Genomic DNA, 15,561 nt, shown 5'->3' on the forward strand with positions numbered 1-15,561 from the left:
CACCGCGGCCCAGTAGAACTGCGGACATGTCGGGGGACAGCGTGGTACGGGTGAGGGTGCTCGGGCCGGTACAGGCCTGGGTGGGCGACGAGCCGGTGGATCTCGGTGCCCGGCTGCAACGGGCGCTGTTGGCGAGATTGGTTGCCGCACACGGACATACCGTGTCCGTCGACCGTCTCATCGATGACCTGTGGGAGGGTGAACCGCCCCCTAAGGCGTTGGCGGCTCTCCAGGTCTATGTGTCGCATCTGCGGCGGGCACTCGAGCCGGGGCGGCAGCGACGGGCCCCGGCCCGCATCCTGGTCAGCGCCGCGCCGGGATACTGTCTGCGACTACCGGCCGATGCCGTCGACTCCTGGCAGTTCGAAGCGAAAGTCACTGCTGCATATGGGGAATCGGATCCACAGCAACGCGTGTGCCTGCTCGAAGAGGCCTTGTCCGACTGGTCGGGAGACCCGTTCGCGGGGGCGGGCGATGCGCTGTGGGCGGCGCCGGAGATCGCCCGCCTGACCGAGCTGCGGCTGGCCGCGGTGGAGGCCCAGGCCGCTGCGCAGGTCGAGCTGGGCCGGTACAGCACCGCGATCGCCGCGCTGGAACGGCATGTCGGCGAGCGTCCCGGCCGCGAGGGTGCCGCTGCCGTGCTGGCGACGGCCCTGTATCAGACCGGACGTCAGACCGACGCGCTGGAAGTGCTGCGGCGTACCAGGGACCACCTCGTCGATGAGCTCGGACTGGAACCGGGCCGCGCTCTGCGCGATCTCGAGCGTGACATCCTGCGCCAGGCCGATCATTTGGAGCCCTCCCGGCCGGCTCAGCCTGCGATCCCGGAGGTCGCCGCGCCCGGCGGTTCAGAATTGACGGCCTACGGCCGGGCCGAGGAGCTCGCCGAAATCGACACTGCCGCAAGCGCTGTGGCCGCCGGCAACAGCGCAGTGCTGTGGATCGGGGGAGAGGCGGGATCCGGCAAGACCACCCTGGCGGCCGCGGCGACGGCCCAGTTGCGGGCTGCGGGCTGGCGCACCGTGCTCGGCCGTTGCCCGGAGGTCCACGGCGCACCGGCAGGGTGGGCGTGGACCGAGGTGTTGCGCGAGTTGCTGGAGGCGGGAGCCCCGGCGGACAACGGAAGGCAGGCGTTGGCACCGTTGCTGCACGACGTCGCCGCGGCCGAGGCGGGCACGTTCTGGCTCGGGCATGCGGTGGCCGACGTGTTGAGCGCGGTCGCGGGCAGCCAACCGTTGGCGGTGGTCCTGGACGACCTGCACCGCACCGACGGTCTGACGCTGGAGCTGCTGCGGCTGGTGGCCGACCGGATCAAGGATCTTCCGGTGTTGGTCATCGGCACCTATCGCCCGTCGGAGGACCGCGGCGAACTCGAGGTGGCGCGGGCGGCGCTGACGGTGCACACCGCGGCACATCTGATTCTCGACGGTCTCGACGCGGCGGCCACGGCGGCACTGGCAGCGGACTACGGACTGACCGCCGCCAGCGGGGAGGCGCTGCGGCTGCTGCGTGAACGCACCGGCGGCAACCCGTTGTTCGTCCGCGAACTGGCCCGGCTGATGGCCGCGGAGGGGCCGGACGCGGTCTGGGCATCGGTGCCCGTCGGCGTCCGAGATGTGTTGCGCCGCAGGTTGGCCCGGTTACCGGGCCCCACCGTCACCGCGTTGCGTCAAGCAGCCGTGCTGGGCCGCGACATCGACGTCGACCTCCTCGCCGAACTGGGGCGCAACGACCCTGACGACCTGCTCGACGCGCTGGAACCGGCCGTTCTGCTCGGCCTGCTCGACGAGCCGGCGCCAGGCAGATTGAGGTTTGCCCATTCGCTGGTTCGCGACACGCTCTATGAGGACACCTCCAAACTGCGGCGGTCGAGGTTGCACGGTGCGGCGTTGGAGCTGTTGTCCGCCCCCGGCCGATCCGTCGACCCGGCCGCCCTGGCGCATCACGCGGTCGCGTCGGCGACGGCGGAAACCGCTTTGGCCGCCACGGCTTTCGCGACCGCGGCAGCCCGTGAGGCGGATTCGGTCGGTGCTCACGTCGAAGCCGCCCGGCAGTGGCGGGCCGCCGTGCAGATGTTGGAATTGGCGGCCAGTCGCCGGTTGCGGCCCAGCGCAGAGGGCCTCGAGCCCGAGATCGAAGCCCGGTGCGGGCTGATCTCCGCCCTGGCCCAGTCCGGCGACGCCGTCGCCGCGCGCATCGAGTTGAAGGCTGCGCTGCAGTTGCTGACCGGGAAGTCGCGCGACGACCTCATGGTGCGGGTCCTGACCGCGTGGGACACCCCGCTGGTGTGGCGGGACCGCGAGTACGACGAATCCGATGCGCAGATGATCGGCCTGCTGCGCCAGGTGCTGGCCGGTGGTCCGACGGAAGTCACTGCGGCTGACCGGATCCGGTTGCTCAAGGCGCTCTATGTGGAGCTGGAGGGCACCGATCCGGAGGGCGCACTGGCCGCCAGCACGGAACTGCTCGAGCTGGCGCGACGCGCCTACGCCGAGGACCCGGGATCGTCGGGCCGCTTGTTGTGCACTGCCCTCAATGTCCGGGCGTACTGCGCGCTGGGCCCCGACATCGATGCCGAGCGTGAATCGACCGCCGCCGAACTGCTGCGGACCGCCGAGGCCACCGAGCAGGCCGACTATCAAGCGGTGGCGCACTGGCTGCTGTCGCTGGCGGCCGGTCATCGGTCCGATCTGGTGACCGCGAAACGCCACGTGGACATCGCGGTGGCCCGGGCCGGCACCGGCCAGCTCGTCCATCTCCTCGGCGTGCTGGGACTGTTCCGTGCCCGGATGTATCTGCTCGCCGCGCGATTGGACGAGGCGGTGGGTGCCTACACCGATCTGGCGGCACGAATGGTCGAGAACGGTGCCGCCAACGGAGCCAAGCTGGCGATGGTCGGCCGGGTGACGGGTGAGTTCTGCCTCGGAGACCTCGGTGTGCTCGCCGACGAGTTGGTGTTCTTCTACCGCGAGGTGTCGGTTGCGGCACTGGACGCCGCAGTGCTGGCGCTGATCGCGCGGGGGCGCGAGGCGGAGGCCCGCGAACTGTGGCGCGACCGGCAACCGATCGAGCGGGCGTATTTCTGGCTTCCGTTCACCGTGCTACGCGTCAATGCCGCCGTGGCGCTCGGCGATGTCGAGGAGGCAGAGGCCCGGGCGGCCGACCTCGAGCCCTACTCCGGGCGCATCGCCGGACTCGGTGTCGACGGCCTCATGATGGGGCCCGTCGACGAGGCGCTGGCCGTCGCTGCCGACGCGCTGGGCCGGCCGGAGCAGGCGGGCGGCTACCGGGAGGCCGCTGCGAAGCTGAGGGACCGGCTGGCGGGCGAGGCGCGGCGCTTCATCGACTGACCGGTGGGCCGGCTCATCGACTGACGCCGAAGACGGCTCGCTCCAGGCGCCGGTACCGCAACCCCACGACGGCGAGGATCATCCGCAGCTCGATCCCCACCTGCTGGGCCAGGTGTGTGCGCTCGTCGTCGCTCATCACGGCGAGCGACCGCGGACCCTCGAACCACAACCACCCCGCTCTGCGGGCGGCCTTCTCGACCGTCTCCCAGTCCGCGACCGAGACGTGTTCGGTGATCAGCGGGAACACCTCCATCTCCTCGTCGTTGATGTGTTCGGTCAGCAGGGCCGCCAGTTCGGCCAGCTCGATGGCCATGAAGCCGGCGATATGGCGATCACCCATCGACAGGCGGAACGCCGCGGCGCGGGCCCGCAGCTGCTCCAACCGCGGGCCCAGCGCGGCGTGGTCGTCGATCAGCTCGCTCAGGTCCACATGGTCGCCCACACTGGCCTGGACCACCGGCCACAGCACCGTGTCCTCGGTGGTGTGGTGATGGTGGATGGAATCGCACAGCAGCTCGACATACCGGGAGATGACCCGGGCCCGGCCGGGTGTGCAGATCACATCGCGATCGCGCACCGCCGCGGCCAGGTCGCCCAGCCGGAGCAGGTCGGCCAGCATCGCGCGGTGTGCCAACGTGATACCCAGCAGGTCCGGCGCGGGGTCACCCGCGCGACGAGGTGAGACGGTGGTGCTTGTGGTGCTTGTGGTGGTTGTCGGCACGGGATACTCCTCGGATTCGGCCGGTCCGGCGCGGATCGGCACTCGCGGAGCACAGCCTGGCCCTGGCGACTTAAGAGCGACTTGTTACCGGCTTGTCGCGGCCACAGTAGGGTTGCAGCCATGATCGACATCGACCTTGCCGAATTGCGCAACTGGTTCGGCTTCGGCGTGGCCGGTAACTTCGCGGGGCACCTCGAACAGGCCGGGGAGGCCGGGGATTTCGTCAAGGTTGTTACCGAAGGGTACGCACCCAAAGGTATCTTTCCGTGGTACGCGCCGGGCCGGGACGACTTTCTGGGCGAGTTCCCGCTGTCCAGCGATGCCATCGTGATTCCTGAGGTCGGCGAGGACCCCGAATTCCAGGGCCCACTGAACCTTCAGATCGAGCCCGAGGTCGGGGTGGCCTGCCGGGTGGTGTGGAACGGCGACACCGTGGTGCGGCTGGAGCCGTTCGCGCTCGGCGCCTTCAACGACTGCTCGATCCGCAGGCCGGGCGCACCCAAGATCAGCTACAAAAAGAACTGGGGCCCGGCCTCCAAAGGCGTTGCGCCGCAATTCTTCGAGATCAGTGATCTCACCCCGGACGGTCCGACGGCCACCATGCGGCTGGTCTGCTATCTGAGCGAGGGCAGTGGCGACGGGGCCGGCCAGCAGCATGCCTACGGGGTGGATTCACCCCTGGTGGGCTACTCGTACTACGGCGAGGTGCTGCTGGACTGGATCGTCGAGCGGCTGGCCAACCAGAAGGGCTCGGCCGACACGCCGTTGGAGGATGTCGGTGCGTTGATGGTGGCCAGCGGCCATCCCGAGAACGTGCTGATCGGCATCGGCGCCACCCGCTACACCCCGTTGGGTGAGTCCACCTTCCTCAAGCCGGGCGACGAGGCCATCGTGCGGGTGTACGACAGTGCCTCCAGCGCGGCATCCGAACTGCGGCAGGTGGTGCGCTCCGCGCGCTGACGCCTAGCGCCCCAGCAGTTCGTCGAGTACCGCGATGAACTCTGCGGGCCGCTGCGGGGTGAACGCGGGGTCGGGGCGAGTCCCTTTGACCTTCAAGGTGATCAACGTCGACTTGAGGGGCCGCCACACGTCCAGCGGCAGCCAGCGGCGCAGGTCTGAACTGCCCCAGATGCGGAATCGGTTGAGGACCAGACCGAGTGATTCGGCCCGGTATCCGCTGATGGACCGCAGCGGGATCACCTTCGAGGTTCCCGACGGGAAGTGGTAGCGCCGCAACGTGATCGCCTCACGGTCCAACTGGATCAGACCGTCGTCGTAGTACTGGCGCGGGGCGGTCATGACTTGCTGCACCGCAACTCGTGGCCCTTGGTGGTCAGGCATTTGCCGTTGTCCAGGTTCCACTGCCAGCCGTGCAGGTTGCAGGTGAGGGTGTTGCCTTCCACCACACCGAATTTGGACAGGTCGGCCTTCAGGTGCGGGCAACGACGCTGGATTTCCCAGCCGTCGAGGGTGATCGACGAGGAGTCGTCGTGCGCCTCGGCGAACCAGCCGTCGGCGTAGGCGATGCGCTCATCGGTGAGGCATTTGAAGAAGGTGTACAGGTACTCGTTGTAACCGCCCACGCGCCAGGCTTTGAACCGGGTGGACAGGAAGATGGTGTTGACCCAGTCCGGTTCGTCATCCCGCAGCACGGTGCGTACCAGCTCGGGCGGGATCGCGAAGCCGTAGCGGAACTTCTCGTCGGCGATGGGTTCACGGACAAGGCGTTTCGGGAAGTCCAGCACCACGGTCTCGCTGTGGTCGGGGCCGGACAGCCGCAACTCCACCGGGTAGCCGATGCCGTCGCAGATCTGGTCGGTCTGGCTCATGATGGGTTCGAACAGAGCCCGCAGCCCGGGCAGCAGAGGTTCGCCCGCCGCCGATGCCCACGAGGCCTTCTCGGCGGCCAGGACCGGGGCCATGCGCTGGGCGAAATCCTCGATGTAGGCAGCCTTGCCGGTGGTGAAGATCGCCTCCGGGTCCTCGACGGGGTGGGTCAACGAATTGAGTTGCGAGCCGGCGAAATCGGCGGCGCTGCCCGGGATCATCAGCAGCCCACGGTCATGCCCGTGGCGCCGCATCTGGTCCAGGAACACCACCTGGTCGGGGAAGATGTTGGCCGGATCGCCGTGGTCGTCGTTCAGATCGCGCAACTCGGGATCCAGGAAACACGGCGGACCGGCCGAGGGAATCACCCACGTCGCGCCGACCTGCGCGATGTACTGGCGGCATCGGTCCATCTGGCGCTGCCGCTTCTGGATGCCGAAGGCCTCCTTGGCGCGGGCAGGCATGTCGTAGACCATCGGATACCAGATGGCCCCCGAGTACTGCAGCATGTGCACGTCGATCTGGCCGAAATCTGTGTCCAGGACCTCGAGATCTACGGGCCGCGCGTCGTTCATGTTGAACACGACGGTCTCACCGTCGTCGACCACCAGACCCGAATCGCCGATCGGGCCGTCGGCCGGCGCCCGCAGCGCGATGATCATCACATCGAGGTCGCCCTTGGGGCCGCTGACGGTGTGTTTGACCGAATCGGTGGTCTCGAAGAACCGGTGAAAGCCCAGCGCCTGCAGCTCGCGCTGCAGATCGGGCACCGGGAAGTCGGGCAGCAGCACCACAGCGTCCTTGTTGACGTGGCGGCGCAGATTTTCCGGGTCGAAGTGGTCCTTGTGCAGGTGCGACACATACAGATAGTCGACATTTCCCAGCGCCGTCCAGTCCAACTGCGTGTTGTCGGGGAACGGGAACCAGGAGGCAAAGTAGGCGGGGTTGACCCAGGGGTCGCACAGAATGCTGCCAGCCTTGGTCTCGATCAGGAAGCCGGCATGTCCGACGCTGGTGACCTGCACAAACGGCCTTTCGATGGAGTACTTCGATGCCCGCCCAGCCTAGCCCGAGTTGGGTGATGCGCCGATCCGGGCTGGGATTAGGCTGGCTACGTGGAACCGGTGTACGGGACTGTCATACAAGTTGCTCGAGCTGCCTGGCGTTTGCAGGGGCTGAAGTTCACGGTGACGGGGGTAGAGAATCTCCCGGTCACCGGCGGTGCGGTGGTGGCCATCAACCACACCAGCTACTTCGACTTCACCTTTGCCGGCTTGCCGGCCTACCTGCAGAAGCGGGGCCGCAAGGTGCGGTTCATGGCAAAGAAGGAAGTCTTCGACAACAAGATCACCGGACCGATCATGCGCAGCCTGCGCCACATCGAGGTGGACCGCGACAGCGGGGCCGCCTCGTTCGAGTCGGCGGTCGACTACCTCAAGGCGGGTGAGCTGGTCGGGGTGTACCCCGAGGCGACGATCAGCCGCAGCTTCGAGATCAAGGACTTCAAGTCCGGCGCCGCGCGGATGGCGATCGAGGCCGGGGTGCCGATCGTGCCGCACATCGTGTGGGGTGCCCAGCGCATCTGGACCAAGGGCCACCCGAAGAATCTGTACCGGCCCAAGGTGCCCATCTCGATCGCCGTCGGCGAGCCGATCCAGCCCACCCTGCCCGCGCCGGAGTTGACCGCACTGCTGCATTCGCGCATGCAACATCTGCTCACCCAGGTGCAGGACGCCTACGGCCCGTATCCGCCCGGTGAATTCTGGGTACCGCACCGGCTCGGTGGTTCGGCCCCGACGCTGGCCGAGGCCAACCGGATGGACGCCGAGGAGGCCGCCGCCAAAGCGGCCAAGAGAGCCGAGGCCGGACCCACAGGGCCCACCGGACCTTCTGGACCGACCGACCTCTCGGGGTAAGTCGCGTATGGAACCGGTCTTCCGAAGTTTGGAGATTGCCGCCGGGCTCGTGGTGCGGGCCACCGGAACCCGGATCACCTTCCGTGGGCTGGACAATCTGCCCACCACGGGCGGAGCCGTCGTCGCCATCAACCACACCAGCTACGTCGACTTCCTGCCTGCAGCTCTGGCCGCGACCGAACGTGGCCGCCGGATGCGCTTCATGATCAAGGCGGAGATGGAGCAGGTGAGGCCGGTGGGCTACCTGATCAAACACACCGGGACGATCCCGGTGGACCGCAGGGCGGGAGCGGGCGCCTACAGCGCGGCGGTGGAGGCGTTACGCCGCGGCGAGTTGGTCGGGGTGTACCCGGAGGCGACGATCAGCCGCAGCTTCGAGCTGAAGGATTTCAAGACCGGTGCGGCGCGCATGGCCCTGGAGTCCGGTGTGCCGATCATTCCGCTGATCGTCTGGGGAGCCCAGCGCATCTGGACGAAGGACCATCCGAAGTCACTGGGACGCAAGAAGATTCCGGTGAGCGTGGCCGTCGGCGAGCCGATCTGGGCATCGGGTTCGGTCACTCAGATCGACGACACCCTGCGGGCCGCGATGTCGGCACTGCTCGATCAGACCCATCAGGGCTACGCCGAGCCTGCCGGGGCGTACTGGGTGCCGAACCGGCTCGGTGGAAGTGCGCCGACACCGGCCGAGGCGAAGCTGCTCGACGAGGCGGAACTCGCCGAACGTGCGCGTAAGCGGGCGAGCGAAGCGACAAGGAACGATGGCTGGACGAGCGAAGCGACGGGAAACAGTTGATGGGCGACGAACGGGCGCCGGGGCTGATCGCCACCGACGTGGACGGAACGCTGCTCGACGAGGACGAGAAGGTCACGCCGCGCACGCGGGCGGCGGTACAGGCGGCGGTGGCGGCGGGGACGACATTCGTCCTGGCCACCGGACGGCCGCCGCGCTGGATCGCACCGGTGGTCGAGGGCCTCGGTCTCGCGCCGATGGCGGTGTGCGCCAACGGTGCCGTGATCTACGACCCGGCCACCGACCGCATCGTGTCGGCGCACACGCTCTCGACCGAGGTGCTCGGTGAGCTCGCCGAGATCGCCACGCGGGTGATCCCGGGCGCGGGGCTGGCGGTGGAACGCGTGGGTCGGTCAGCGCACGACACGGCGACCCCGCAGTTCGTCAGCTCGCCGGGATACGAACATGCCTGGCTCAATCCGGACAACACCGAGGTGTCGGTGGAGGATCTGCTCAGTGCCCCTGCGGTGAAGCTGCTCATCCGCAAGGCCGGCGCACGTAGTGCCGACATGGCCGCCGAGCTACTCAAACACGTTGGGTTACAGGGCGATATCACCTATTCGACCAACAACGGGCTCATCGAGGTGGTGCCGCTGGGCATCAGCAAGGCCACCGGTGTGGCGGAGTTGGCCACCCCGCTGGGGCTCACCGCGGCCGACATCGTCACCTTCGGCGACATGCCCAACGACATACCGATGTTGAGCTGGGCCGGGCGTGGTGTGGCGATGGGCAATGCCCACCCCGAGGCGGTGGCCGCTGCTGACGAGGTCACCGTGACCAATGCCGAGAACGGTGTGGCCCACGTGCTCGAACGCTGGTGGTCCTGAGCCGCAACCGGTTTCGGCCGGTCAGGTGATCGGGGTGAAACGCTCCAGTTGCACCGGCTGATCGTCGGGTGACGGCGGGGGCAGTTCGACCGGCACGCCGTCGACGACACGGGTGACCGTCCCCTTCTCGCGGTCGAAGTTCAGCGTGCCGTGCTGGAAGTTCTGCACGATCCACTGGGGTTCACCGATCTCGGAACTGGTCGGCAGGCCGAGGACTCCCCGTTCGAAGCCAAGGGTTCCCCACGCCTCGTAGATGGCTCCGGAGACCGGTTCGGCACCGCTGTCGGGCGACCAGTACACGGCGCCGCGCTCGAAGGTGGCGTAGCGGGTGGCACCTTCGCCCGCGGTCTCGGGCGAGGTTGGATTGCCCAGCATTCCGGCCGCACCGCCCGCGGCCTGCCACCGGTTGTAGATCGCGCCGCCACGCATCTGGTCGGCCAGGTCCGCCGGGCCGGGCGGCTGGTTGAACCGGGCGGCGATGTCGCGGATGCGATCCATCTGGGCGTACGCCGCGTTGCCTGGGCAGTCGGTGATACCGACATCACGGTGGGTGAAGATCGTCGGCAAAGTGGGGGTGGCTCCGCGCGGGAAGTGGGTGAAGGATCCGCCGGCTGAGGTGAGAACGACGGTGCCGTGCGGGTCGATGTGATCGAGGCCGAGTCGCCAGCCCAGCAGGCGGCCGGTGTTGCGCACCTGGATCTCGGTCGGTGGCACGACGTCGAAGTCGCCCATCATCGCCACACCCCAGGTGTCGATGTTGAACCCGCCGGTGTGGGATCCCTCGACAGGCTTGTCCATGCCGCCTGCGCGGCCCTCGAACACCTGGCCGTATTTGTCGACCATGGCGTTGTAGGCGATGTCGCACCAGCCCAGCTCGCGGGTGTGGTACTCGTAGATCGACCGGATGATGCCCGCCGAGTCCTCGGGGGCGTAATCGTTGCTACCTGCCGTGTGGTGCACGATGCCGGCTCGGATGCCCTTGTCGTACACGGTGTTTCCGCATCGCATCGATTCGTTGGCGCCCCACTGTGCGCGGCTGATGATGGTCGGCGGCTGGCCGGGGTTGATGGCGGCGGTGGGCAGCGGCCCGACGTCGACGGGGGCCTGGGGCGGGCTGATCAGGACCGCGGTGACGTTCTGGCCGATGGGTGCTTCGACGTTGGCAGGTACATAGCCGAGCGCCGGCCCGACCTTCCCCCTCTTGCCGGGAGGTGGCGGTGGGGCTTGCGGCGCGCGGGTGACGGCGATCTGCACGGTGTTGGTACGCCCGACGAATACCGGTTCGGTGCCGCGCGGGCCGGGAGTGTCGGCGCCGACCCCGTCGAGATTCTCGGCCTGGTACCAGGGTCCCCAGCTGCCGTCGTCCTTGCGGGCGCGAACCCGGGCCGAGGTGCCGCGCAGGTCCGGCGAGGTGAGCGCGACCATCGAGAACGGGGTGTCCTGATGGACCTCGCGGATGCTCTCACCGACCGTGAGATTGTCGAGTGGTTGCTGTGTGAGCTGCGGCGCAGCGTCTGATGCGGTTTGGTGTTCGCCGGAATCGGATCCGGAGATGGCCCACGGCACGATCACAACCGTCGCCGCAAGTGCGGTGAAGAGAATCGACGGCGTGGAGCGGCGGGACTGCACGGACTGATGTTACGTATGAGTCTGGTGTTACGAATGATTCGACACGGCCCGCGCGTCACCTTTCGCACACAACGGCACCGCAGAGCCGATGGCTTCTGCGGTGCCGTTCTTTCAACCGGGCTTATTTACTAGGCGGGCGGCGGCGGGACCGGGGCCGGGGCCGCGGGCACCGGCGGCTTCATCGCCGAGGTGATCGCCGGCATGACCATGCCCTTGAGCAGATCGATGGCCTGGCCGGCGCCGAGCTGGTTGGCCGCGCTGGACAGGTCGCCGAACAGTCCGCCACCGCCGCTGCTGGTGGCGGGCATCGCGGCCAAGGACGGGTCGGCGCCCAGCAACGGGTAGGTGCCCGCACTGGGATCCAGCCCGATCGGAGCCGAGATCGGCACCTCGCCCGGGGCTCCCAGGCCACCGCTCAGGGCCGGGTCCAGGCCCGTCGGCGAGGTCAGGCCCCCGCCCAGGCCTGCCGGGGTCGTGGTCAGCCCGCCCGGTGCGGCGCCGGCCGGCGTCAGTGCCGGGTTGGTCAGCGAGCCGGTCCCCGGCGGGGTGAGTGCCGGGTTGGTCAACCCGCCGGGTGCGGCGGGAAGGCCGGCGGTCGGCGAGGTCAAGCTCGGCGTCGCGCCATTGGGGCTGGTCAGCGCGGCGTCAGGGGACGTCAGGCCCGGTGAGGCGAGCCCCGGCGAAGTGAGTCCGGGTGACGTGAGCCCCGGCGAGGTCAGTCCGGGTGAGGTGAGACCCGGGTCGGTCAGGCCCGGCGCGGTCAGCCCCGGTGACGTGAGTCCCGGCGACGCCAGGCCCGGCGAGGTCAGGGTCGGCGAGCCAAGGGTCGGGGCCGGGGTGGAACTGTTGAGAAACGGCATCGGCGGCAGGTTGACGCCGAACTGGGACAGGCCCTGCGACAGTGCGGACATCAGTTCGCCCGGCAGGTCGGTGACCAGCGCTGCCTGGGTGAACTCGCGCTCCTGCGGCGCGGGGGACAGCTGCGACATGGCAACTAGGGCGACTGGACTTGCGACTGCCACTGCGGCGACTGCGCTCATGGCTGTCGAGAGCTTGCGTCGACGGCGGTTCGGCACGGAAGTCTCCTCAATATGTTTGCAGTTAAGGACTGCATTTCGGATTGCACGGGGTGCTCTCCGCTTGCTTCATCGGCGGTTCCGGACCAGGTGGTGTGGAGCCCATGAATGCCAACGAGATCGATGTTAAGGCTGTTACTCGTGTGTCTAGAGTGACGATATTGAATCGTGAGCGAATTGCGACCTGGGCCCTTCGTCGAATTCGGGGCACGGGGGCACGGTCGGATACCCTGGCTGCCGATGACGTCCTTATCTCCCCGGGTCGCTACAGACCAGTCCAGCGGACATTTCGACTTATTCGTCGTCGGTTCCGGTTTCTTCGGTCTGACGATCGCTGAGCGCGCGGCGACGCAGCTGGGCAAGCGTGTCCTTGTTATAGAACGGCGCCCGCATATCGGCGGCAACGCCTACTCGGAAGCCGAACCGCAGACCGGCATCGAGGTCCACAAGTACGGCGCCCACCTGTTCCACACCTCCAACCAGCGGGTGTGGGACTACGTGCGGCAGTTCACCGACTTCACCGGCTATCAACACCGCGTCTTCGCGATGCATGACGGCCAGGCCTACCAGTTCCCGATGGGGCTGGGCCTGGTCTCGCAGTTCTTCGGGCGCTACTTCACCCCCGACGAGGCCCGCGCCCTGATCAAGGAGCAGGCCAGCGAGATCGCCGGGCACGAGGCGGCGAACTTCGAGGAGAAGGCCATCTCGCTGATCGGGCGCCCCCTCTACGAGGCGTTCATGAAGCACTACACCGCCAAGCAGTGGCAGACCGACCCGCGCGAGCTGCCTGCGGCCAACATCACCCGCCTGCCGGTGCGCTACACGTTCGACAACCGCTACTTCAACGACACCTACGAGGGCCTGCCGGTCGACGGGTACACCGCCTGGCTGGAGAACATGGCCGCCGACGACCGCATCGAAGTGCGGTTGGACACCGACTGGTTCGACGTCCGCGACGAATTGCGTGCCGCCAATCCCGACGCCCCGGTGGTGTACACCGGGCCGCTGGACCGCTACTTCGACTACTCCGAGGGCCGGCTGGGCTGGCGCACACTGGATTTCGATCTGGAGGTGCTCGACACCGGCGACTTCCAGGGCACACCCGTCATGAACTACAACGACGCCGACGTGGATTACACCCGGATCCACGAGTTCCGCCATTTCCATCCCGAGCGGGACTACCCGGCCGACAAGACGGTGATCATGCGCGAGTACTCGCGCTTCGCCGAAGAGAGCGACGAGCCGTACTACCCGATCAACACCGAGGCCGACCGCGCCCTGCTGGCCTCCTACCGGGCCCGCGCCAAGGCAGAGACCGCCTCGGCGAAGGTGCTTTTCGGTGGCCGGCTGGGCACCTACCAGTACCTCGACATGCACATGGCCATCGCCAGCGCGCTGAACATGTACGACAACACCCTGGCACCGCACCTGGCTGACGGTGCTCCGCTGGTGAATGAGCAGACCGACAAGGAAAGCAGCAACGCATGAGTGACATCCCTTCCGGCGCACTGGCGGCCGGAGAGTCCAGGGCGGTCAGTCTGCTCGCCCGCGTGATCCTGCCGCGACCGGGTGAGCCACTGGACGTCCGCAAGCTCTATCTCGTCGAAGACCCGACCAATGCCCGCCGGGCCCACGCGCCCACCCGCACGACGCTGGAGATCGGCACCGAATCCGGCATCTCGTTCGCGACCTACTTCAACGCCTTCCCGGCCAGCTACTGGCGGCGCTGGTCCACCCTGAAGTCAGTGGTGCTGCGCGTGGAGCTGACCGGCACCGCCCGCGTCGACGTCTACCGGTCCAAGGCCACCGGCGCCCGGATCACCGTCGGCGGCGCCCCTGTTTCGAGTGGTGACTCCGCCGAGCCCGCAGCCGTCGAATTCGAGATCGACCTCGCACCCTTCGAGGACGGCGGCTGGATCTGGTTCGACATCACCAGCAATACCGCGGTGCGCGTCCACAGCGCCGGTTGGTACGCCCCGACACCTGCGCCGGGCCGCGCCAACATCGCCGTCGGCATCCCGACCTTCAACCGTCCCTCCGACTGCGTCAACGCGCTCGCCGCGCTGACCTCGGATCCGTTGGTCGACGAGGTGGTCAGCGCGGTCATCGTGTCCGATCAGGGCACCAGCAAGGCCAAGGACCATCCCGGTTTCGAGGACGCCGCGGCAGCGCTCGGCAACCGGCTCACGATCCACAACCAGCCCAATCTGGGCGGGTCCGGTGGCTACAGCCGGGTGATGTACGAAGCGCTGAAGAACACCGACTGTGAGCAGATCCTGTTCATGGACGACGACATTCGCATCGAACCCGATTCGATCCTGCGCGCCCTGGCCATGAACCGGTTCGCCAAGGAACCGATCCTGGTGGGTGGCCAGATGCTCAACCTGCAGGAGCCGTCGCACCTGCACATCATGGGCGAGATGGTCGACCGGACGAACTTCATGTGGTCGGCGGCCCCCAACGCCGAGTACGACCACGACTTCGCCAAGTACGCGCTGGACGACACCGACTCCGACCGCAGCAAGCTGCTGCACCGCCGGATCGACGTCGACTTCAACGGCTGGTGGATGTGCATGATCCCCCGGCAGGTGGCCGAGGAACTCGGGCAACCCCTGCCGTTGTTCATCAAGTGGGACGACGTCGAATACGGCTTGCGGGCCGCCGAGCACGGCTACCGCACCGTCACCCTGCCCGGCGCGGCGATCTGGCACATGGCGTGGAGCGACAAGGACGACGCCATCGACTGGCAGGCCTACTTCCACCTGCGCAACCGGCTGGTGATCGCGGCTCTGCACTGGGACGGCGACGCGCGCGGGCTTTTGGCCAGCCACCTCAAGGCCACGTTCAAACATCTTCTGTGCCTTGAGTATTCGACGGTCGCCATCCAGAACCGGGCCATGGAGGACTTCCTGGCGGGCCCGGAACACATCTTCTCCATCCTGGAATCGGCCCTGCCCGACATCCGCGCGATGCGCCAGCAGTTCCCCGATGCCGTCGTGCTGGGCGGTGCCACCGAACTGCCCGCGGCCTCGGACCTCAAGCGCAAGAAGGTCCGCATCCCGGTGTCCAAGCCGGCCATCATGGTGAACCTGGCCCGCGGCGTGGTCCACCAACTGCGTCAGCACGACCCGGAAACCCACACCCGGCCGGAGATCAACGTGGCGACCCAGGACGCCCGCTGGTTCTCCCTGTGCCGGGTCGACGGGGTCACCGTCACCACCGCCGATGGGCGTGGTGTGGTGTACCGCCAGCGCGATCGCGCCAAGATGTTCGCGTTGCTCCGGGCCTCGCTGCGCCAGCAGTTGCGTGTGGTCCGTCAGTTCGACCGACTGCGCAAGGTCTATCGTGAGGCGCTGCCGGTGCTGACCAGCACCCAGAAGTGGGAGACGGTGTTGCTGACAGAGTCGGCGGAGAAAAACTGA

Annotated in this window: 12 protein-coding genes; 7 read left to right on the forward strand and 5 right to left on the reverse strand. The window is 67.8% G+C overall.

The genetic code is table 11. The annotated features are described in order from the left end of the window. Nucleotides 1–26 precede the first annotated feature (26 nt). A complete protein-coding gene (locus AC4ELH_RS07025; RefSeq protein ID WP_498883631.1) occupies nt 27–3,350 on the forward strand; it encodes an ATP-binding protein in 3,324 nt (1,107 codons plus the stop codon). Between the two features lie 13 nt (nt 3,351–3,363). On the opposite strand, the gene AC4ELH_RS07030 is transcribed toward AC4ELH_RS07025, so the two are convergent. Continuing rightward, a complete protein-coding gene (locus AC4ELH_RS07030; protein ID WP_498883632.1) occupies nt 3,364–4,071 on the reverse strand; it encodes a hemerythrin domain-containing protein in 708 nt (235 codons plus the stop codon). 120 nt (nt 4,072–4,191) lie between these two features. On the opposite strand from AC4ELH_RS07030, the gene AC4ELH_RS07035 reads away from it, so the two are divergent. Further along, nucleotides 4,192–5,031: a DUF5718 family protein gene (locus tag AC4ELH_RS07035; RefSeq protein ID WP_448446131.1), complete on the forward strand. Its 840-nt coding sequence runs from the start codon at nt 4,192–4,194 to the stop codon at nt 5,029–5,031. A 3-nt stretch (nt 5,032–5,034) separates the two neighbouring features. On the opposite strand, the gene AC4ELH_RS07040 is transcribed toward AC4ELH_RS07035, so the two are convergent. Beyond that, nucleotides 5,035–5,370: a hypothetical protein gene (locus AC4ELH_RS07040; RefSeq protein ID WP_448446133.1), complete on the reverse strand. Its 336-nt coding sequence runs from the start codon at nt 5,368–5,370 to the stop codon at nt 5,035–5,037. Further along, nucleotides 5,367–6,923 (reverse strand): Rieske 2Fe-2S domain-containing protein, encoded by a 1,557-nt coding sequence (locus tag AC4ELH_RS07045; protein ID WP_448446135.1) that lies wholly within the window; start codon nt 6,921–6,923, stop codon nt 5,367–5,369. Before AC4ELH_RS07045 ends, AC4ELH_RS07040 begins: the two co-directional genes overlap by 4 nt. A gap of 90 nt (nt 6,924–7,013) precedes the next feature. Between AC4ELH_RS07045 and AC4ELH_RS07050 the strand changes: the two genes are divergently transcribed. From AC4ELH_RS07050 to AC4ELH_RS07060, 3 genes are read left to right on the forward strand one after another with little or no spacing between them, the layout of a single operon-like run. Then, a complete protein-coding gene (locus tag AC4ELH_RS07050; RefSeq protein WP_448446137.1) occupies nt 7,014–7,814 on the forward strand; it encodes a lysophospholipid acyltransferase family protein in 801 nt (266 codons plus the stop codon). Between the two features lie 7 nt (nt 7,815–7,821). Then, nucleotides 7,822–8,610, forward strand: coding sequence for a lysophospholipid acyltransferase family protein (locus AC4ELH_RS07055; RefSeq protein WP_448446139.1), 789 nt, complete (start codon nt 7,822–7,824; stop codon nt 8,608–8,610). Further along, nucleotides 8,610–9,434, forward strand: a complete 825-nt coding sequence (locus AC4ELH_RS07060) for an HAD family hydrolase (protein WP_498883634.1) — start codon at nt 8,610–8,612, stop codon at nt 9,432–9,434. The genes AC4ELH_RS07055 and AC4ELH_RS07060 overlap by 1 nt, the downstream gene beginning before the upstream one ends. 21 nt (nt 9,435–9,455) lie before the next feature. Here AC4ELH_RS07060 and AC4ELH_RS07065 read toward each other — a convergent pair whose 3' ends face one another. Together AC4ELH_RS07065 and AC4ELH_RS07070 are read right to left on the reverse strand one after the other, a co-directional pair. Continuing rightward, entirely contained in the window at nt 9,456–11,063 is a 1,608-nt protein-coding gene (locus AC4ELH_RS07065) for an N-acetylmuramoyl-L-alanine amidase (protein ID WP_498883635.1), read from the reverse strand. Between the two features lie 128 nt (nt 11,064–11,191). After that, nucleotides 11,192–12,139, reverse strand: coding sequence for a hypothetical protein (locus tag AC4ELH_RS07070; protein WP_064882791.1), 948 nt, complete (start codon nt 12,137–12,139; stop codon nt 11,192–11,194). 240 nt (nt 12,140–12,379) lie between these two features. Here AC4ELH_RS07070 and glf point away from each other — a divergent pair, with 240 nt between their 5' ends. Together glf and AC4ELH_RS07080 are read left to right on the forward strand one after the other, a co-directional pair. Further along, on the forward strand, nt 12,380–13,627 hold the full coding sequence (gene glf, locus AC4ELH_RS07075; protein WP_064882789.1) for a UDP-galactopyranose mutase: 1,248 nt from the start codon (nt 12,380–12,382) through the stop codon (nt 13,625–13,627). After that, nucleotides 13,624–15,561 carry a glycosyltransferase gene (locus AC4ELH_RS07080; RefSeq protein ID WP_064957360.1) on the forward strand — a complete coding sequence of 646 codons (1,938 nt, stop codon included), beginning with the start codon at nt 13,624–13,626 and terminating at the stop codon, nt 15,559–15,561. Before glf ends, AC4ELH_RS07080 begins: the two co-directional genes overlap by 4 nt.

The organism is Mycobacterium shunyiense (assembly GCF_058270075.1).

Excerpts from the sequence above, each read along its gene's own strand:
- AC4ELH_RS07025 (WP_498883631.1), top strand. The coding sequence starts at position 27 with ATGTCGGGGGACAGCGTGGTACGGGTGAGGGTGCTCGGGCCGGTACAG.
- AC4ELH_RS07035 (WP_448446131.1), top strand. The coding sequence starts at position 4,192 with ATGATCGACATCGACCTTGCCGAATTGCGCAACTGGTTCGGCTTCGGC.
- AC4ELH_RS07040 (WP_448446133.1), bottom strand. The coding sequence starts at position 5,370 with ATGACCGCCCCGCGCCAGTACTACGACGACGGTCTGATCCAGTTGGAC.
- AC4ELH_RS07055 (WP_448446139.1), top strand. The coding sequence starts at position 7,822 with ATGGAACCGGTCTTCCGAAGTTTGGAGATTGCCGCCGGGCTCGTGGTG.
- AC4ELH_RS07060 (WP_498883634.1), top strand. The coding sequence starts at position 8,610 with ATGGGCGACGAACGGGCGCCGGGGCTGATCGCCACCGACGTGGACGGA.
- glf (WP_064882789.1), top strand. The coding sequence starts at position 12,380 with ATGACGTCCTTATCTCCCCGGGTCGCTACAGACCAGTCCAGCGGACAT.
- AC4ELH_RS07080 (WP_064957360.1), top strand. The coding sequence starts at position 13,624 with ATGAGTGACATCCCTTCCGGCGCACTGGCGGCCGGAGAGTCCAGGGCG.